Raw genomic sequence first — 19799 nt, 5'->3', positions numbered from 1 at the left:
GGGTAGCGGGCATTTTTCAGTGTTTTGGCGGCTTTGCGGACCGTTGGCGGCCAAGGGAACGAGGGTAAAACAGCTGACGATGTTATAATGTCGGCCTCGGCGCCTCCTGCCTCATCTTCGCGGACGGCGCCAGCGGACGCAGTTTTACCCAACTCTCGTCCGCGCCATACGGCCAGCGCATCAGCGATGCCAGCCACTTTCAGCGCGTCCCCTGCGGGCCGGACGCCTGAGCCACGCGCACCGCCAGCGGTGCACCATTCACGGCGGACTACCGCGCGCCATCGTTTCCCGGCCGCGCCGCCACAGCTTAGCCAGGAATGTTGTTATCTGGCCCGTCGTCTTTCGATACGGCATGTTCCGCAGCGCCTGGCCGCTGTGGCCGTGCCATGGCCGCACGCTTTCCCGGTTATGCCTGCATAAGGAAACCAGCATGAAAAAACTCTCGATCAGCGTCGGCCTCGTTTCGACCATTGCCACCCTGGGCGCCATGCCCGCCGTCCACGCCCAGTCGTCCGTCGAGCCGTCTTCGGTCACCATGTATGGCTTGATGGATGCGGCCCTGGTACAGGAGCGCGGCATCAGCAAGCTGACCAGTGGCGTTTCGGCCGGTTCGCGCCTGGGCCTGCGCGGCACGGAATCGCTGGGCGACGGCTGGCAAGCCGTGTTTACCCTGGAAGCGGGCGTGCAGGGCGACACGGGCCGCTCTGACCAGGCGGGACAGTTGTTCGGCCGCCAGGCCTTTGTCGGCTTGAACAGCCCCCTGGGCATGCTGACCGTGGGCCGCCAGTACAACCTGCAAAGCCAGGCGTTGACGGACGTGGCCGACCCGTTCGAGGGCGGCATGGCCGGCGCCTCGACCAACCTGGCCGGCTATTCGGCTACGCGCATCGACAATACCGTTCGCTACACCTCGCCCGAGTTGCGCGGCGTCACGGCCACCGTCATGTACGGCTTTGGCGAGCATACGGGTGTTGCCGCAGATCAACGCTCGCTGGGCCTGGCCCTGGGCTATGTCAACGGTCCCCTGACCCTGCGCCTGGCGCGCCAGAGCCGTGGCGGCGACTTCGGCAAGGCCGACGTCAACAACACCATCCTGGCCGGCAACTACAACTTTGGCGTGGCGACGGCGTTTGCCGGCTATGGCCGCAACACGGGCGACGGCAGCACGATGTTCTTTGCCGAGAATCCATATGGCGCGGCGCAGGCGCCGGCCCAGTCGACGGACAGCCGCGACGCCATCGTCGGCGTTGCCGTGCCGCTCGGCGCGACGACCCTGCTGGCCTCGTTCATCCACAAGGATGACCGCGATGCCGCCAACCGCGATGCGCAGCAGCTGGCCATCGGCGCCACGTATGCCTTGTCCAAGCGCAGCAAGCTGTATGTTGCCTACGCACATATCCGCAACCGCAACGACGCCGCCTACATGGTGGGCAATGCCACGGAAGTGGGCACGGGCAACCGCGCGCTGAACATCGGCTTGCGCCACGCGTTTTAAGCCGGCAGTTTCTTTCCTTGTTGCAATAGCGCCTCGAAGGCGGGCGCGGCCAGCGGACGGCTGAACAGGTAGCCCTGCATCTGCTCGCAGCCGTGCTGGCGCAGGAAGGCCAGCTGCTGCGCCGTTTCCACGCCTTCGGCGATCACGCTCAGGCGCAGGCTGTGCGCCAGCGAAATGATGGCGCGCACGATGGCCGCGTCGTCGTCGCTGTGCGTGATGTCGCTGACGAAGGATTTGTCGATTTTCAGCACGTCGATGGGGAAGTGGCGCAGATAGGCGAGGCTGGAATAGCCGGTGCCGAAGTCGTCGATCGACAGTTGCACGCCCAGCGCCTTCAGGTTGCCCATGATGGCCGTGGCTTGTTCCACGTCATGCATGACCATGCTTTCCGTCAATTCCAGTTCCAGGTAGGCCGCATCGAGTCCCGTCTCGGCCAGCGCCTGCGCCACCGCATGCAGCAGGTTCTTTTGCTTGAATTGCCGCGCCGACAGATTGACGGCCAGGCGCAGCGGCCCATGGCCGGCCAGCTGCCAGGCACGCGCCTGCGCGCACGCCGTGCGCAGCACCCAGTCGCCGATGGGCGTGATCAAGCCCATTTCCTCGGCCAGGCCGATGAAGCTGGCCGGCGCGATGCGTCCCAGTTGCGGATGGTTCCAGCGCAGCAGCGCTTCCATGCCCGTCACGGCGCCGCTGGCCAGGTCCAGCTGCGGCTGGTATTCGAGGTGGAACTGCCCGCGCTCCAGGGCGTGGCGCAATTCTCCCTCCAGTTCCAGCCGCTCCAGCGTGCCCGCATTCATGCTCGACGCATAGAATTGCCAGTGGCCCCGTCCCTGTTCCTTGGCGCGGTACATGGCGATGTCGGCATGCTTGATCAGGGTATCGCCATCGTTGCCATCGTCGGGATACACGGCCACGCCCATGCAGCAGCTGAGAAAGAATTCATATTCGCCCAGCTGCAGCGGCCGCGCCACGGCGTCGAGGATGCGCTGCAGGATGGCCGCGCCCGGTTCGCCATCGCCATGCTGGGGCAGCAGCAGCACGAATTCGTCGCCGCCCAGGCGCGCCACCGTGTCGACTTCGCGCGTGGCGTCGCGCAGGCGCTCGGCCACGCTTTTCAGCACGCTGTCGCCCGCGTCGTGGCCCAGGGTATCGTTGACGAACTTGAAGCGGTCGAGGTCGATGAAGACCACCCACAGGGGCAGCTTGCTGCGCCGCGCCACGGCCATTGCCTGCTCCAGCCGCTCGCGCAGCAGCAGGCGGTTGGCCAGGCCCGTCAGGACGTCGTGCCGCGACTGGAATTCCAGCTGCTGCTCGAAGCGCATGACGGTGCTGATGTCGTATTGCGCGACGACAAAGTGGCTGACGGGGCCATCGCCATCGTCGCGCACGGGCGCCACGAACAGTTCGCTCCAGTAGCAGCTGCCATCCCTGCGGTAATTGCGCACGATGGCCTTGCCCTCGCGCCGCTCGCGCAGGGCCGCGGTAATTGCATGCATGTCCTGCCGCGCATGTTCGGGACCCTGCAAGTCTTCCAGGCGCTGCCCGATGACTTCGCTGGCCGCATAGCCGGTGATGCGCTCGAACGCGGGATTCACGTATTCGATCAGGTAGCCGGGCGCGTCGGCGCTGCACAGGATGATGGCATTGGCCGACACTTCGATGATGCGTTCGCGCAAGCGCAGCGATTTTTCATTGTGCATGCGCGCGGCGATGTCCTCGGACAGGCGCAGATTGGCAAACTGCAGGGCCGCCGTGCGTTCGCCCGTGATGCGCGCAATGACGCTGTTGCGCGACACCAGCTGGTAGACATAGGCGGCCGCCAGCAGGCTCGACAGCAGTCCGCCCAGCAGCACATACAGCGAACCGCGGCGGTTGGCGTCGAACGTCAGCCCGTGCGCGGGCAGCAGGGCGGCGCTCAGCGCATGACCGCTGGCGTGGTGCTGCCACAGCAGCCTGGCGCTTTCCGCTTCGATCTGGCGCGCCGAGACATAGCACAGGGCCGTCAGGCACAGCCCGGCCGCCAGCGTGAGCAGGGCCGAGGTGGAGACGGAAATGGAGATGCGCTTGAAGAATGATTGCATGGTGGCGTCCGGTGGCTGTGCGCGCCGGTGCGTGTCCATGATCAGGTCGCCCGGTTAGGACTGGACTGTAGGGCCGTGGCCGATTCAGCGTCCGTACGCTAGCGAACGGACGACCATGCCAACAAGAAATATAGTCGGGCCACTGTGCAAGCGCTGTGTTACGCTGCACAGCATGGCGGCTCTCGTTCGGACGCCTTTCACATATCCCCTAGCTGACGACTGGAAACCAGGAACCCTGCCCATGTCGAGTCCGCATGCCCAGTTGCACAACCCGAATCAAAACCATTTGCTCGCCGCCATGCTCGACGCCGATTTCGCGCGCCTGGCGCCGCACCTCGAGCAAGTGCCGATGCTGCTGGGCGACGTGATCTACGATTCGGGCGACAAGCTGCAGCATGTGCACTTTCCCACCACGGCCATCGTATCCCTGCATTACCTGCTGGAAAACGGCGGCTCATCCGAGATCGCCGGCGTCGGCAATGAGGGCATGGTGGGCGTGTCGCTGTTCATGGGCGGCAATTCCACGCCGAGCCGCGCCGTCGTGCAGACGGGCGGCGTCGGCTATCGCCTGAAGGCGCATCTGCTGATGGAGGAATTCGACCGCGCCGGCCCCGTCATGCGTTTGCTGCTGCGCTATACGCAGGCGCTGATCACGCAAATGTCGCAGACGGCCGTGTGCAACCGCCACCATACGGTGGAACAGCAGCTGTGCCGCTGGCTGCTGCTGACCATGGACCGCCTGCCGGGCCGCGAGCTGACGATGACGCAGGAATTGATTGCCAACATGCTGGGCGTGCGCCGCGAAGGCGTGACGGAAGCGGCGGGCCGCCTGCAGGCGCGCGGCTTCATCAGCTATCGGCGCGGGCATATCACGGTGCAGGACCGCGCCGGCCTCGAAGGCCATGTGTGCGAATGCTATGGCGTGGTGAAGAAGGAATTCGCGCGCCTGTTGTCGGACGTGCGCCAGCGCCAGGGCCACTGAGTTTCCCCGTCCCCTCTTTCATTGTCGTTACAGCCAGGCCATTCCATGCACACAGTTGATAAACTCCCCTCCCGCGCCCCATCGCGCTGGCCCATGGCGCTGGCGTTTTCGTTCAGCGCCATCGTGCTGCTGGCCGTCGGCGTGCTGGCCTGGCGCGCCCCGTTCGAGACGGCGTGCGTGATCGACGCGCTGGTGTTCCTGCTGCTGATGCTGCTGGCGGCGCTGTACCGGCGCACGGTGGCGGCCAGCCTGCCGCGCCAGCTGCTCAAGGCGGGCGCCTTGCAGGACGCGATTTTCAACAGCGCCAACTTCTCGTGCATCGCCACCGATGCGCAGGGCGTGATCCAGATTTTCAATGTGGGCGCCGAACGCATGCTCGGCTACGCAGCCGGCGAGGTGGTCGACAAGCTGACGCCGGCCGGTATTTCCGATGCACAAGAAATCGTCGCGCGCGCTGCCGCCCTCAGCGCCGAACTCGATACGCGCATCACGCCCGGCGTGGAAGCGCTGGTGTTCAAGGCCACGCGCGGCATCGAGGATATCTACGAGCTCACGTATATCCGCAAGGATGGCAGCCGCTTTCCCGCCATCGTCTCCGTGACGGCCCTGCGCGACGCGCAAAGCAAGGTCATCGGCTATCTGCTGATCGGCACGGACAACACGGCGCGCAAGCAGGTCGAGGCGGAACAGGCGCTGCTGGACCAGCGCCTGCAGGAGCAGCAGGCGTACACGCGCTCGCTGGTCGAGAGCAACAATGCCGAGCTGAAAAAGGCGCGCCAGGTGGCGGAAAAGGCCAACCGCGCCAAGTCGGAATTCCTGTCGAGCATGAGCCATGAATTGCGCACGCCGCTGAACGCCGTGCTGGGCTTTGCGCAGCTGATGGCGTCCGACGTGCCGCCGCCCACGGTGCCGCAGCAGCGCTCGATCGAACAGATCCTCAAGGGCGGCTGGTATCTCTTGCGCTTGATCAATGAAATCCTCGACCTGGCCATGATCGAATCGGGCAAGGTCACCCTGTCGCAGGAAGCGATGTCCTTGCTCGACGTGCTGCAGGATTGCCAGGCGATGATCGCGCCGCAGGCGGAAAAGCGCGGCATCCGCATGCAGTTTCCCCGCTGTGGCCAGGCCTTCTACGTGCATGCGGACCGCACGCGCGTGAAACAGGTGATGGTCAACCTGCTGTCGAACGCCATCAAGTACAACCATTCCGGCGGCACCGTCACCGTCGAATGCAGCCGGAATGGCGACAAGGTGAGGGTCAGCGTGCGTGACAGCGGCGCCGGCCTCGATGCGGGCCAGGTGGCGCAGCTGTTCCAGCCGTTCAACCGCCTGGGGCAGGAAAACAGCACGGAAGAGGGCACGGGTATCGGCCTCGTCGTTACCAAGCAGCTGGTCGAACTGATGGGCGGCGCCATCGGCGTCGACAGCACCGTCGGCGTGGGCACCACCTTCTGGTTCGAGCTGGCCGCCAGCACTGCACCGTCACTGGTGCTGGGCGACGGCGATGCGTTGCCGCAGGTGCAAGAGCCGCAGGAAAGCCAGCGCACCTTGCTGTACGTGGAAGACAATCCCGCCAACCTGGCGCTGGTGGAGCAATTGATCGCCCGCCGCAGCGACCTGAAGCTGCTGACGGCCATCGATGCGCACCTGGGCATCGACCTGGCGCGCACCTACCAGCCCGATGTGATCTTGATGGATATCAACCTGCCCGGCATCAGCGGCTATGGCGCGCTGCATATCCTGCACGACGATCCGCTGACCAGCCACATTCCCGTGATGGCGCTGTCGGCCAACGCCGTGCCGCGCGACATCGAAAAAGGCCTGGAAGCTGGCTTCTTCCGCTATCTGACCAAGCCGATCAAGGTCGTCGAATTCATGGATGCGCTCGACGTGGCCCTGCACCATGCGGCAGCGCACGGCCTGGCCGACGACACTCACGCAGTACGCTAATTCAGCATTTATTTTTAGGAATACCGCCATGCTTCAAGCCACCGAGATTCTGAACGCCAGCATCCTCATCGTCGATGACCAGGAGGCCAACGTCATGCTGCTGGAACAGGTGCTGCGCAATGCCGGCTACACGCGCATCACGTCCACCATGGACCCGCAAGCCGTGCGCGCGCTGCACCAGCAGCACCGCTACGATTTGATCCTGCTCGACTTGCAGATGCCGGAAATGGATGGCTTCGAGGTGATGGAAGGCTTGCGCGACATCGAGGCAGGCAGTTACCTGCCCGTGCTGGTGATCACGGCCCAGCCTGGCCACAAGCTGCGCGCGCTGCAGGCCGGCGCCAAGGATTTCGTCAGCAAGCCCTTCGACCTGGTGGAAGTCAAGACGCGCATCCACAACATGCTGGAAGTACGCCTGCTGTACCAGAAGCTGGGCGACTACAGCAAGTCGCTGGAACAGATGGTGGAAGCGCGCACGGCCGAACTGCGCGAAAGCGAAGCGCGCTTCCAGCGCTTCACGGAACTGTCGTCGGACTGGTACTGGGAACAGGATGCGCAGGGCAATTTGACGCGCTTTTCCGGCCCCGTGGCCGAGATGCTGGGCATCGGCAGCGAAGACGAGCCGCAGCGCTGGAACGCCGCCGAGCGTGCCTTGCTCGACGCCAAGATCGCCGCGCGCGAACCGTTCCTCGACTTCATCTACAGCCGCGCCAACCCGGACGGCAGCACGCAGTACCTGCAGGTCAGCGGCGAACCGATGTTCGACAATGGCAGCCGCTTCATCGGCTACCGCGGCATCGGCCTCGATGTCACGGCGCGCCTGCGCACTGCCTGATTGGCGGGCGGCTGATTTATACTTGTTGCCATTCACATCGACAAGGAAAGCATCATGGCTGACAAACTGCCTCCGGCGACACCGCCGCAATACTGGTTCCCCGCCAAGACCTATGGCTGGGGCTGGGGCATGCCCATCACCTGGCAGGGCTGGCTGGTCTTCCTCGGCGCGCTGGCGCTGTTCGCCTGCGGCGCCTATCTGTTCCCGCCGCAGGAATCGCTGGCGCCGTACATCGTCTATGAAGTCGTCATCGCCGCCGCGCTCGTCGGCGTGTGCTGGCTGAAAGGCGAACCGACCAGCTGGCGCTGGGGCAAGAAGAAATAAATGTCCGCGCATCGTTTGCAAGGCAAGCGATGCGCAAAGACGACAGCTGCAAGAAATCATCTGGCCACGCGGCGCGAACCGCGTATAATTGGCTCGCTGCCGCAAGGCGGCAAACGCTAGGGGTCCTGCCTTTCGCTGTGGAAACACGGTGCAAGCGCGGGTGAGAAATACCCTCCGAACCTGATCTGGATAATGCCAGCGAAGGGAAGCTTTAGGATGAACGCACCCCGCCTTTCCGCGTGCGCGCAGCCGAACCTCCTTAGCTGGCTCCAGGCTATAAATAGTCTAGCTGCAGTCTAGCCAAGGAGCCAAAATGAACGCCAATCCGAAATTCCTTTCCGCCACCGCCACGGTCGACGAAGCCGCCATCGCGCCGCTGCCCAATTCGCGCAAGATTTATGTCGAAGGCAGCCGCCCCGACATCCGCGTGCCCATGCGCGCCATCAGCCAGTCCGACACGGAAGCGTCGTTCGGCGGCGAAAAGAATCCGCCGATCTACGTGTACGATACGTCCGGCCCGTACACGGACCCGGACGTGCAGATCGACATCCGCTCGGGCCTCGATACGCCGCGCCTGCCGTGGATACTCGAGCGTGCCGACACGGAAGAATTGCCAGGTCCCACCTCCGACTACGGCATCGCCCGCCTGGCCGACCCGAAACTGGCCGAGCTGCGCTTCAACCTGCACCGCAAGCCGCGCCGCGCCATTGCCGGCAAGAACGTGACGCAGATGCATTACGCGCGCCAGGGCATCATCACGCCGGAAATGGAATTCGTCGCCATCCGCGAAAACATGCGCCGGCAAGAGTATTTGCGCGAGCTCAAGGCTTCCGGCCCCATGGGCGAGCGGATGGCCGAGATGATGGGCCGCCAGCACCCTGGCCAGTCGTTTGGCGCCAGCATCCCGGCCGAAATCACGCCCGAGTTCGTGCGCGAGGAAATCGCCCGCGGCCGCGCCATCATCCCTGCCAACATCAACCACCCGGAAGTCGAACCGATGATCATCGGCCGCAATTTCCTGGTGAAAATTAACGCAAATATCGGCAACTCGGCCGTCACGTCGTCCATCGGCGAGGAAGTGGAAAAGATGACCTGGGCCATCCGCTGGGGCGGCGACAATGTGATGGACTTGTCGACTGGCAAGCACATCCACGAGACGCGCGAATGGATCGTGCGCAACAGCCCCGTGCCCATCGGTACCGTGCCCATCTACCAGGCGCTGGAAAAGGTCAATGGCAAGGCAGAAGATTTAACGTGGGAAATTTTCCGCGACACCCTGATCGAGCAGGCCGAGCAGGGCGTCGACTACTTCACCATCCACGCCGGCGTGCTGCTGCGCTATGTGCCGATGACGGCCAAGCGCTTGACGGGCATCGTTTCGCGCGGCGGCTCCATCATGGCGAAATGGTGCCTGGCCCACCACCAGGAATCGTTCCTGTACACGCATTTCGAAGAGATTTGCGAGATCATGAAGGCATATGACGTCTCGTTCTCGCTGGGCGACGGCCTGCGTCCCGGCTCCATCTACGACGCCAACGACGAGGCGCAGCTGGGCGAGCTGAAGACCCTGGGCGAGCTGACGCAGATCGCCTGGAAGCACGACGTGCAAGTGATGATCGAAGGCCCGGGCCACGTGCCCATGCAATTGATAAAGGAAAACATGGACTTGCAGCTGGAGCAGTGCGGCGAGGCGCCGTTCTACACCCTGGGGCCGCTGACGACCGACATCGCGCCCGGCTACGACCACATCACCTCGGGCATCGGCGCGGCCATGATCGGCTGGTACGGCACGGCCATGCTGTGCTACGTGACGCCGAAGGAGCACCTGGGCTTGCCGAACAAGGCGGACGTCAAGGACGGCATCATCACCTACAAGATCGCGGCGCATGCGGCCGACCTGGCGAAGGGCCACCCGGGCGCGCAGATCCGCGACAACGCGCTGTCGAAGGCGCGTTTCGAATTCCGCTGGGACGACCAGTTCAACATCGGCCTGGACCCGGACAAGGCGCGCGAATTCCACGATGAAACCTTGCCCAAGGATTCGGCCAAGGTGGCGCATTTCTGCTCCATGTGCGGCCCCCACTTCTGTTCGATGAAGATCACGCAGGAAGTGCGCGAATACGCGGCCGGCATGGGCATTGCGGAAGACAAGGCGCTGAAGCAGGGCATGGAAGTGAAAGCCATCGAGTTCATCAAGAACGGCGCCGAGCTGTACCGCAAGGTCTGAGGGAGGCGTGATGAGTGCATTGATACCGATCATGCTCAACGGCGCGCCGCACCAGGTGCCGCCCGGGCAAACCCTGGATCAACTGATCGCCGCGCTGTCGCTGGAAAACCAGGCGCTGGCGCTGGCCGTCAACCGCAGCGTGGTGCCGCGCAAGGCGTGGCGGGACAGGGTCCTGGAAACCCAGGACCAGGTGGAGATCGTCCGCGCCATCGGCGGCGGCTAAAAATGTCCAAGCAAACCTGCTGCGCGTCGCGCTTTGCGGCCTGCGATGCTCACCGGCTCGGCGCGCCCGTGCCCTGGCACGGTGGCGCGTCTCGGCCACAAATCATCGCCGCTCGCGACGGTTTTCTTCGGACGTTTAAAAACTTAAGGAACAGCATATGCATACCGCAACAAACAACGACCTGCTGACGATCGCAGGAAAACAGTATCAATCGCGCCTGCTGGTGGGCAGCGGCAAGTACAAGGACTTGCCGCAGACGCGCGAAGCGACGGACGCGGCCGAGGCGCAGATCATCACGGTGGCGATCCGCCGCGTGAATATCGGGCAAGATCCGAATGCGCCCAGCCTGCTCGACTTCGTGCCGCCCGAGCAGTACACCATACTCCCGAACACGGCCGGCTGCTACAACGCCAAGGATGCCGTGTACACCTTGCAGCTGGCGCGCGAACTGCTGGGCGGGCGCAATCTGGTGAAACTGGAAGTGCTGGGCGACGAAAAGACCCTGTTCCCGCACATGCCGGAAACCCTGATCGCGGCCGAGGCGCTGGTCAAGGATGGCTTCGACGTGATGGTGTACTGCAGCGACGACCCGATCCAGGCGAAGATTCTGGAAGACATCGGCTGCGTGGCCGTCATGCCGCTGGCGTCCCTGATCGGCTCGGGCATGGGCATCTTGAATCCGTGGAACTTGTCCCTGATCATCGACCAGGCGAAAGTGCCGGTGCTGGTGGACGCGGGCGTGGGCACGGCGTCGGATGCGGCGATCGCCATGGAGCTTGGCTGCGATGGCGTGTTGATGAACACGGCGATCGCGGGCGCGCGCGACCCCGTGCGCATGGCGCGCGCCATGAAGCTGGCCGTGCGGGCCGGGCGCGAAGCGTTCCTGGCGGGACGCATGCCGCGCAAATTCGCCGCCTCGCCATCGTCGCCGATGGCAGGCCGCCTGGCGTGATGGTGCCTACGCTGCCGGCGGTGCTGGTGTTTGCCGGCGTCGATCCTTCCGGCGGCGCGGGCATCGCCGCCGATATTCTCGCCATCGCGGCGCAGGGTGCGCATGCCTTGCCCGTCGTCACGGCGCTGACCGTGCAGGACAACGACCGCGTGTTTGGCGTGCAAGCCGTGGCGCCGGAGCTGCTGCGCCGGCAGGCGCAGGCGTTGATCGACAAGATCGCCATCCACGCCGTGAAAATCGGCATTCCCGGCAGCGCGGCAAACGCGGCCGTCATCGCCGACTTGATCGGGCAATTGCGGCAGGCCCGGCCGAATCTGCCCGTCGTGCTCGACCCCGTGCTGGCCAGCGGCCATGGCGACGTGCTCAGCCTGGACGATGCCGTGCTGGCGCTGGCACCCCTGCTGGCAGTGACTACTGTCATCGTACCGAACGGGCCGGAGGCGGTGGCCCTGGGCGGAGCGGAAAACTTGCGCGCGCAAGGCTGCGAACATGTGCTGGTGACGGGCGGCCATGGCGCCGGTGACGAGGTGATCAACCGCTGGCGCGATGCCGCTGGCGTGGAGCGCGAGTGGTGCTGGCCACGCCTGCCCGGCGCCTTCCACGGCAGCGGCTGCACCCTGGCGTCCGCCATCGCGGCGCGGCTGGCGTCGGGTCAGCCACTCGCGCAGGCGCTTGATGGCGCGCAAACTTATTGCCATGCGGCCCTGGCTGGCGCGTATGCCATTGCGCCAGGTCAATTCATGCCGCAACGACTGACTGATTAAGGAAAACATCATGCGTGGACTGTATCTCGTCACTCCCAACTGGGATGACACCGACCGCCTGCTCGACGTAAGCGAGCAAGCCTTGCAGGGCGGCGTGGCCCTGCTGCAATACCGCCACAAGAGCGCCGATGCGGCGCAACGGCGCGAGCAGGCGGGCGCCTTGCTGGCGCTGGCCCGCAAGTATGGCGTGCCCTTCATCATCAATGACTTCATCGAACTGTGCGAAGAGCTCGACGCGGACGGCGTGCACGTGGGTGGCACGGATGCGCCCGTCGCGCAGGTGCGCGCGCGGCTGGGGACGGACAAGATCGTCGGCGCTTCCTGCTATGGCGACATGGCGCTGGCGTACGCGGCGCAGGCGGGCGGCGCCAGTTACGTGGCCTTTGGCGGCTTCTATCCATCGCTGGTGAAACAGTATCCGGTGACGACGCCGCTGGACATCGTGCTGCAGACGAAACGCGAGATCAGCTTGCCGTGCGTGGTGATCGGCGGCATGACGCCGGCGAATGCGGCGCCGCTGGTCGCGCGCGGCGCCGACATGGTGGCGGCGATCAGCAGCGTATTTGGCAACGGAGACCAGGCGGACGAGGTGGATATTGCAGTGCAGCAATTCAATCTGCTGTTTGCGCGTTAAGCGGAGGTCTTGCGCGGCGGATTTCACGCATAATCGGCATATAATAAGAGCATCATTCATTACCGAGGTTCCTTTGCCCATGAGTCAGCCTGCCGCCGCGAAACGCCTTATCCTGATCGTTGACGATGACCAACTCCTGTTGGAATTCCTTGGCGAAGTCCTGCGCCATGCCGGTTACGAGACGGCCCTGGCCAATTCCGCCGAAGTGGCGCTGCAGCTGATCGCGCAGCGCGAACCCGACCTGGCCTTGCTCGACATCCACATGCCGGGCATGTCCGGCCTGGAGCTGGCCAAGCGCCTGCACGGCGAGACGGCCGTGCCGTTCATGTTCCTGTCCGGCAGCGGCGACAGCGAGTCGGGCAAGCAGGCGGCCGCCTACGGCGCCGTCGGCTATGTGGTCAAACCCGTCGACGAAGGCCGCCTGATGCCCGCATTCGAAGCGGGCCTGGCGCGCGCCGACGAGATCCGTCAGCTGCGTCGTACCGAGCTGAACCTGAATGCGGCGCTGGCCGCCGGCCGCGAAACGAGCCTGGCCGTGGGTCTCTTGATGGGCAAGTTCCAGACGGACCGCAACACGGCGTTCGAGGTGCTGCGCGACCATGCCCGCTCGAGCCGCCGCAAGATCAATGAAATCGCCAGCCAGCTGCTGCTGGCCGAGGAAACCCTGAACGGCTTGCACGGCGCATTCCTCAACCGCGCGAAAACCAAGTAAGTGTTTCCCCTTGCGCCGGTGTGGCACGCCGGTGCGTGCCTTGTTATGATGTGGCGATACGGCGCGCTGGCGCGCCTGATTCAACCACTGACAGGACACACATGAAAACCAAAGCCGCGATTGCATGGAAGGCGGGCGCTCCGCTGACGATAGAAGAAGTCGACCTGGCCGGCCCGCGCGAGGGCGAAGTACTGGTCGAGATCAAGGCCACCGGCATTTGCCATACCGATTACTACACCTTGTCGGGCGCCGACCCGGAAGGCATCTTCCCGTCCATCCTTGGCCATGAAGGCGCCGGCATCGTCGTCGACGTGGGGCCGGGCGTGAAAAGCCTGAAAAAGGATGACCACGTCATCCCCCTGTACACGCCGGAATGCCGCCAGTGCAAGTTCTGCCTGTCGCAAAAAACCAATCTGTGCCAGTCGATCCGCTCGACCCAGGGCCGCGGCCTGATGCCGGACGCCACCTCGCGCTTCTCCATCGACGGCAAGCCCATCTTCCACTACATGGGCACGTCCACCTTCTCAAACTATATCGTCGTGCCGGAAATCGCTCTCGCCAAGATCCGCGAGGACGCGCCGTTCGACAAGGTGTGCTACATCGGTTGCGGCGTGACGACGGGCGTGGGCGCCGTGCTGTTCACGGCCAAGGTCGAGGCGGGTGCCAACGTGGTCGTGTTCGGCCTGGGCGGCATCGGCCTGAACGTGATCCAGGCGGCGAAGATGGTCGGCGCCGACAAGATCATCGGCGTCGACATCAATCCGGCGCGCCAGGCCATCGCGCGCAAGTTCGGCATGACGCATTTCGTCAACGCCAATGAAGTGGAAAACGTCGTCGACACCATCGTGCAGCTGACGGACGGCGGCGCCGACTACAGTTTCGAGTGCATCGGCAATACCACCACCATGCGCCAGTCGCTCGAGTGCTGCCACAAGGGCTGGGGCCAGTCCATCATCATCGGCGTGGCGGCCGCCGGCCAGGAAATCTCCACGCGGCCATTCCAGCTGGTGACGGGGCGCGTGTGGAAGGGTTCCGCTTTCGGCGGCGCGCGCGGCCGCACGGACGTGCCGAAGATCGTCGACTGGTACATGGAAGGCAAGCTCAATATCGATGATTTGATCACGCACCGCCTGAAGCTTGATGATATCAATCAAGGTTTCGACTTGATGAAGAGCGGCGAATCGATCCGTTCCGTCGTCTTGTACTAATGTAAATACGCCGTACCACGGCGTTTTTGCGGAGGCTGCGGCCTCCGTTTTTTTTGCCGCCGCGCTTTACCATCCATCGCGCCTATCGGTCGTCCAGTCCCTCATCCGGGCACTTCATCGCATGACGCTGGAAGCGCCGCCGGCACGCGGCTATCGTGGTCCCTGTCGCCGTACCACGGCGGCTTTGCGGAGGCCACTGGCCTCCTTTTTTTTTGCCCGCCGACTACCATCCATCGCGCAAGCCTGCCGTCCAGGCGCGCCTTTTTGCAGCCTGTCGCACGGCGCTGGAGCCGCCGGCCGGGCATGGCTAGAGTGGACGCTCCAACCATACCTATGAGGCAGCCATGTCCACTTCCCACCGTTTGATCCTCAGCCTGGCCGGCATCCTACTCGGCGGCAGCGCCCTGGCCGTGCAGCCGCCGCAGCCGCCCGCGCCGCCGGCCCCGCCTGCTGCGCCAAGCAAGCAGATCAGTATTTCCATGGACAGCGGCGATGGCTATGCACTGGTCGATGGCCAGAAGGACAGGGTCACCATGAGCGGCAGCGATGTGGATAACCAGCAGATCAAGCAGTTGAAACAGTCGATCAAGGGACAATTCCTGTGGTTTCGCGACCAGGGCAAGAGTTATGTGATGCAAGATTCGACGCTGCTGGCGCGGATCGACGAGGCCTGGAAACCATCGCAGCAACTGGGCCAGCAGATGAGCGTTCTGGGCCGGCAGATGGGGGCGCATGGCAAGGCAATGGGCGACTTGGGCAGCAAGATGGGCGACCGCGGACAGGCGCAGGCCAGGGCCGGCACGCGCGAGTCGGAACAGCTGCGCGCGCTGGGCCGCCAGCAGCAGGAACTGGGTCGCAAGCTGGGCGAGGCGTCGCGGCGCCAGGCAACGGCGACGACGGATGCGGCGCGCCGTACGGCCGAGCGCGATGTGGAACGCTTGCAGCAGCAGATTGAAGACGCCCAGGATGAAATGGAAGAAGCCAACGACCGCATCGCCGCCATCCATGAGAGCGAGGCCCAGCAGGCTGAAGTGATTTCGCGCCAGATGGAGCAGCGCAGCAAGCCGATGGAAGCGCTGGGCAAGCAGATGAGCGAACTGGGCCGCCAGCAAGAGAAGGCGGCCAAGGCGGCGGACAAGGCCACGCGGCAGGCCATCGCGCAATCGCTGAGCGAAGGCAAGGCCAAGCTGGTGCGCTGAGTGCTCAGGCCAGCCGCTTGCGCATCAGGCAGCGCAGCGCCGGATCATGGCCGTCTTGCGCCTCGCGCGCCAGCTTGTGCGCATGGCCTTCGCCCAGCGCCACGGCATCGGTTTCGCTGAAGCCGTGGCGCGCATAGTAGGGCGCATTCCAGGACAGGTGGCGATACGTGCTCAGGGTCAGGAAGGTGCAACCCAGCGCTTGCGCCTGGGCGGCAGCGGCCGCCAGCAGGCGCGCGCCCAGTCCCTGGCGCTGCTGCGGCAGGGCGACGGACAATTCCACGATGAACAGCTGGCCGTCGAGCGGTTCGGCGGCCAGGAAGCCGGCCGGCGCAGCGTGCCCATCGGTGGCGAGCCACACGCCGCCCTCGCGCTGCAGCGCTTGTAAGGTGCTCAAGGGCAAGGGGGCTCCTTGCGCCAGCCATGCCAGCTCCGGCCCGGCCTGCGCAAACAGGGCGGCGGCGCTGCGCTCGACCTGGGCCAGCAGGGGCAGATCGGCGCCGCTGGCCGCGCGGATGGCGTAGCTCATGGCGCGTGCCAGACGGCGGTTGCGGCGCGGTATTGTGCCGGCAGCAGCGCCCTGGCGTCTTCCACGCTGTCGTACAGCTGGTCTTGCTGGCATTGCCATTGGGCATCACAGCTGAAGCGGTAGACGCGCGCCTCGCCTTCGTACTGGCACAGGGCCAGGCCGTGAATGGCGAGCGGCGCGGCGCCGGTGCCGCCGCTAACGTGGCCGAATGGCAAGTCGGACCAGGCCCAGGCCAGTACGCGGGCGCCGTCGATGTGGCTGGGAGGTGTCATGGGGGGCGGTTTCCGCGTGAATGTCATGACGCCGATTGTAGCGCGCACGCCCAAACTGGCGCGACCGCTGGACAAATGCACAGTATTTTTAGCCATGCCGGTATAATCACGGCATGCAAAATCTTCTTCACAACCTCAATCCCGAACAATACGCTGCCGTCACCTTGCCGGCCCAGCATGCGCTGATCCTGGCGGGCGCCGGTTCGGGCAAGACCCGCGTGCTGACCACCCGCATCGCGTGGCTGATCCAGACCCAGCAGGTATCGCCGGCCGGCATCCTGGCCGTGACCTTTACCAACAAGGCCGCCAAGGAAATGCTCACGCGCCTGTCGGCCATGCTGCCAATCAACACGCGCGGCATGTGGATCGGCACCTTCCACGGCCTGTGCAACCGCCTGCTGCGCACGCACTACCGCGACGCGGCCTTGCCGCAGACCTTCCAGATCCTCGATTCGCAGGATCAGTTGTCGGTGATCAAGCGCTTGTTGAAGGCAAACAATATTGATGATGAGAAGTTCCCGCCGAAGACGGTGATGTATTTCATCAACAACGCCAAGGACCAGGGCTTGCGCGCCACGGATGTGGAAGCGTATGACGCGCACGAGCGCAAGATGGTCGAGCTGTACCAGCTGTATGACGACCAGTGCCAGCGCGAAGGCGTGGTCGATTTCGCGGAATTGCTGCTGCGCACGTACGAGTTGCTGAGCCGCAACCAGCCCTTGCGCGAGCACTACCAGGCGCGCTTCCGCCACATCCTGGTGGACGAGTTCCAGGATACGAATAACCTGCAATACAACTGGCTCAAATTGCTGGCCGGCCACGGCAGCCGCGATGGCGGCGCCCTGTTTGCCGTCGGCGACGACGACCAGAGCATCTACGCGTTCCGCGGCGCCAACGTGGGCAATATGAGCGCCTTCGAGCATGAATTCCAGGTGCAGAACTTGATCAAGCTCGAGCAGAATTACCGCTCGCACGGCCATATCCTCGACAGCGCCAACTTGTTGATCGCGAACAATAGCAAACGCCTGGGCAAGAACTTGCGCACGGACGCGGGCCATGGCGAGCAGGTGCGCGTGTACGAAGCCAGCTCCGACCTGCAGGAAGCGCAGTGGATCATCGAAGAGGCGAAGAGCCTGATTGCCGATGGCGCCTCGCGCAGCGAAATCGCCATTTTGTACCGCTCGAATGCGCAGTCGCGCGTGATCGAACATGCGCTGTTCTCGGCCGGCATGCCCTACCATGTGTATGGCGGCCAGCGCTACTTCCAGCGCGCCGAGGTCAAGCATGCGATTGCTTACCTGCAATTAATGGACAATCCGCACAACGATTCGGCCTTCTTGCGCGTGGTCAACTTCCCCACGCGCGGCATCGGCATGCGCTCGATCGAGCAATTGCAGGCCGCCTCCGAGCAGTACGGCATCTCGCTGTACGCGGCCGTGCCGTACGTGGCGGGCAAGGCGGGCAGCGTGCTGGCCGGCTTCGTCAAGCTGGTCGAAGGCGTGCGCTTCGAAACGCAGCAGCTGTCGCTGCCGGAAATGGTGCGCGTGGTGCTGGAAGCGAGTACCTTGCTCCAGCACTATCAGAATGAAAAGGAAGGCGCCGACCGCATCGAGAATCTGGAACAGATGGTCAGCGCGGCCAGCCAGTTCATTTCCGAGGAAGGCTTCGGCCAGGGCGCGCCCGCGCACCTGGGGCCTGCCGCCCAGGCGCAGTCGGGCGCGCCCGTCGTCAACCAGGATGGCATCGAGATCCTCGACGCCGACGCGCCGTTGCCGGCCGTGATGTCGCCGCTCTCCGCCTTCCTCTCGCACGCGTCGCTGGAAGCGGGCGACAACCAGGCGCAGGCGGGCCAGGATGCGCTGCAGATGATGACCGTGCATTCGGCCAAGGGCCTGGAATTCGACAATGTGTTCATTACCGGCCTGGAAGAGGGCCTGTTCCCGCACGAAAGCAGCTCGAAGGAAGACAACGGCGTGGAAGAGGAACGGCGCCTGATGTACGTGGCGATCACGCGCGCGCGCAAGCGCCTGTACATGAGTTTTTCGCAGACGCGCATGCTGCACGGCCAGACGCGTTACAACATGAAGTCGCGCTTCTTCGACGAATTGCCGGAGGAATCGCTGAAATGGCTGTCGCCGAAGGTGCAGGCGAACTGGTTCGGCAACCGCAAGTCGGCGTGGGACGAGGCGCCGCGCGTGGCCAGCCTGGGCTCGGACAATGCGATTGCGCAAAAGATCGCACAAAAAGCCACGGGCGGCGGCTGGCGCATCGGCGAATCCGTGGCGCACGCCAAGTTCGGCGAAGGCGTGATCGTCAATATCGAAGGCGGCGGCGGCAATGCGCGCGCGCAGATCAACTTCGGCCAGCATGGCATGAAGGTGCTCGACCTCGGTATCGCCAAGCTGGAACGACTGGGACGTTAACACCTAAGCAAACCTGCTGCGCGTCGCGATTTGCAGGCGCCGATGCTCACTGCCTCGGCGGCCCCGTGCCTGCGCACAGCTTCGCGTCTCGGCCACAACCCGCTGCCGCTCGCTACGGTTTTGTGCGATGTTACGGTAGCCAACGGTCATAAAAAAGGGCAGCCTGCGCAGGCTGCCCTTGTTGCATCTGGCCGGCGATCAATCGTTCGGCTTGTCCAGCGATACCGCCTTGCTCTCGTCGACGGGCACGCCGAAGATCTGGCGGTAGGCGGCGTAGAACGAGCAATGCATGATGACGGTCAGGATCATCGACAGCGGCATCATCAGCTGCACGGCCATCGGCGTGCGGCCGACGATCAGGAACAGCAGCTGGCTGGTGACGACGCTGATGGCGAACCAGGTGCTGGCGAACACGACGAAGGCCGACAGCGAGCGCCAGACGGCGAAAAAGCTGAAGAACAGCGCCTTGCCCAGGCCCGTTTGCTTCCAGTAGATCAGCGGCGCGGCAAAGCAGAAGGCCATGGCGGCCGGCACGTACAGGACGATGGTCGTCAGGATGGCCATGCCGACGTTCGATTCCCGGATGACGTCAGGCGACGTCTGCGGGTTCAGCTGGCCCGTGGCCAGCTGCCACAGCACGCCGCCGTCGACCAGGGTCGAGGCGCCGATGGCAACGATGGCTGTCAGGATGTACAGCACGCCCAGGCCCAGCAGCACGGGGAAGGCCGGCTTGCGGAAGCCCGAGATCAGCAGGCTGGGCAAGACGCGCTTGCCCAGGTCGATATTCAGGCAGCCTTGCACGAACGCGACGGAGAAGACGGGCACGAGGATGACGGGCAGCAACTGGCCGAGCAGGGGGACGATGCTGACGGCCAGCATGCAGAACATATAGCCGAGAAACAGCATCGACAGGCCGCCGGGTTGCTTGCGAAACAGGCCAAAGCCCTGTTTCACCCATTGCCAGCCTGTACTTGCAGGTAATTTTTCCATGT

The 19799-nt window shown here is 64.3% G+C and carries 18 protein-coding genes and 1 riboswitch; of the genes, 14 read left to right on the top strand and 4 right to left on the bottom strand.

Translation table 11 applies throughout. The features are described from left to right. Positions 1–430 precede the first annotated feature (430 nt). A complete protein-coding gene (locus YQ44_RS23105) occupies positions 431–1495 on the top strand; it encodes a porin (RefSeq protein ID WP_071326707.1) in 1065 nt (354 codons plus the stop codon). On the opposite strand, the gene YQ44_RS23100 is transcribed toward YQ44_RS23105, so the two are convergent. Next, complete coding sequence (locus YQ44_RS23100; protein ID WP_071325389.1) at positions 1492–3576, bottom strand: putative bifunctional diguanylate cyclase/phosphodiesterase; 2085 nt, start codon at positions 3574–3576, stop codon at positions 1492–1494. The genes YQ44_RS23105 and YQ44_RS23100 overlap by 4 nt on opposite strands. A 241-nt stretch (positions 3577–3817) precedes the next feature. Between YQ44_RS23100 and YQ44_RS23095 the strand changes: the two genes are divergently transcribed. The 12 genes from YQ44_RS23095 (at position 3818) to YQ44_RS23040 (ending at position 15586) form a co-directional block, all read left to right on the top strand. Further along, a complete protein-coding gene (locus YQ44_RS23095; RefSeq protein ID WP_071325388.1) occupies positions 3818–4558 on the top strand; it encodes a Crp/Fnr family transcriptional regulator in 741 nt (246 codons plus the stop codon). Positions 4559–4603: 45 nt separating this feature from the next. Further along, on the top strand, positions 4604–6508 hold the full coding sequence (locus YQ44_RS23090) for a hybrid sensor histidine kinase/response regulator (protein ID WP_232250977.1): 1905 nt from the start codon (positions 4604–4606) through the stop codon (positions 6506–6508). Positions 6509–6536: 28 nt separating this feature from the next. Then, positions 6537–7343, top strand: coding sequence for a response regulator (locus YQ44_RS23085; protein ID WP_071325387.1), 807 nt, complete (start codon positions 6537–6539; stop codon positions 7341–7343). A 54-nt stretch (positions 7344–7397) separates the two neighbouring features. Then, positions 7398–7667: a hypothetical protein gene (locus YQ44_RS23080; RefSeq protein ID WP_071325386.1), complete on the top strand. Its 270-nt coding sequence runs from the start codon at positions 7398–7400 to the stop codon at positions 7665–7667. A gap of 108 nt (positions 7668–7775) precedes the next feature. Continuing rightward, a riboswitch (TPP riboswitch) is annotated at positions 7776–7891 on the top strand. 89 nt (positions 7892–7980) lie between these two features. Then, complete coding sequence (gene thiC, locus YQ44_RS23075) at positions 7981–9894, top strand: phosphomethylpyrimidine synthase ThiC (RefSeq protein ID WP_071325385.1); 1914 nt, start codon at positions 7981–7983, stop codon at positions 9892–9894. 19 nt (positions 9895–9913) lie between these two features. Further along, entirely contained in the window at positions 9914–10117 is a 204-nt protein-coding gene (thiS, locus tag YQ44_RS23070) for a sulfur carrier protein ThiS (protein WP_071325384.1), read from the top strand. Positions 10118–10274: 157 nt separating this feature from the next. After that, positions 10275–11069 (top strand): thiazole synthase, encoded by a 795-nt coding sequence (locus YQ44_RS23065; RefSeq protein WP_071325383.1) that lies wholly within the window; start codon positions 10275–10277, stop codon positions 11067–11069. Beyond that, positions 11069–11833 carry a hydroxymethylpyrimidine/phosphomethylpyrimidine kinase gene (locus tag YQ44_RS23060; RefSeq protein ID WP_071325382.1) on the top strand — a complete coding sequence of 255 codons (765 nt, stop codon included), beginning with the start codon at positions 11069–11071 and terminating at the stop codon, positions 11831–11833. The genes YQ44_RS23065 and YQ44_RS23060 overlap by 1 nt, the downstream gene beginning before the upstream one ends. A 10-nt stretch (positions 11834–11843) precedes the next feature. Continuing rightward, a complete protein-coding gene (thiE, locus tag YQ44_RS23055; RefSeq protein ID WP_071325381.1) occupies positions 11844–12467 on the top strand; it encodes a thiamine phosphate synthase in 624 nt (207 codons plus the stop codon). A gap of 79 nt (positions 12468–12546) precedes the next feature. Then, complete coding sequence (locus YQ44_RS23050) at positions 12547–13179, top strand: ANTAR domain-containing response regulator (RefSeq protein WP_071325380.1); 633 nt, start codon at positions 12547–12549, stop codon at positions 13177–13179. A 101-nt stretch (positions 13180–13280) separates the two neighbouring features. Beyond that, on the top strand, positions 13281–14387 hold the full coding sequence (locus YQ44_RS23045) for an S-(hydroxymethyl)glutathione dehydrogenase/class III alcohol dehydrogenase (protein ID WP_034749160.1): 1107 nt from the start codon (positions 13281–13283) through the stop codon (positions 14385–14387). Between the two features lie 344 nt (positions 14388–14731). Continuing rightward, positions 14732–15586 (top strand): hypothetical protein, encoded by an 855-nt coding sequence (locus YQ44_RS23040; protein ID WP_156894959.1) that lies wholly within the window; start codon positions 14732–14734, stop codon positions 15584–15586. A gap of 4 nt (positions 15587–15590) precedes the next feature. Here the strand turns inward: YQ44_RS23040 and YQ44_RS23035 are convergent, their stop codons facing one another. Continuing rightward, positions 15591–16112 (bottom strand): GNAT family N-acetyltransferase, encoded by a 522-nt coding sequence (locus YQ44_RS23035; RefSeq protein ID WP_071325378.1) that lies wholly within the window; start codon positions 16110–16112, stop codon positions 15591–15593. Beyond that, complete coding sequence (locus YQ44_RS23030) at positions 16109–16384, bottom strand: hypothetical protein (protein ID WP_071325377.1); 276 nt, start codon at positions 16382–16384, stop codon at positions 16109–16111. Before YQ44_RS23030 ends, YQ44_RS23035 begins: the two co-directional genes overlap by 4 nt. A 113-nt stretch (positions 16385–16497) precedes the next feature. Between YQ44_RS23030 and YQ44_RS23025 the strand changes: the two genes are divergently transcribed. Next, positions 16498–18807 (top strand): UvrD-helicase domain-containing protein, encoded by a 2310-nt coding sequence (locus tag YQ44_RS23025; RefSeq protein WP_071325376.1) that lies wholly within the window; start codon positions 16498–16500, stop codon positions 18805–18807. Positions 18808–19005: 198 nt separating this feature from the next. Here YQ44_RS23025 and YQ44_RS23020 read toward each other — a convergent pair whose 3' ends face one another. Beyond that, positions 19006–19797: a BPSS1780 family membrane protein gene (locus YQ44_RS23020; RefSeq protein WP_071325375.1), complete on the bottom strand. Its 792-nt coding sequence runs from the start codon at positions 19795–19797 to the stop codon at positions 19006–19008. Positions 19798–19799 lie beyond the last annotated feature (2 nt).

This window comes from Janthinobacterium sp. 1_2014MBL_MicDiv (assembly GCF_001865675.1).
In the GTDB taxonomy this organism is placed as follows: Bacteria; Pseudomonadota; Gammaproteobacteria; order Burkholderiales; family Burkholderiaceae_D; genus Janthinobacterium.
Note: the sequence above shows the minus strand (reverse complement) of the source record. Positions and strands in the feature narration are given on the sequence as shown.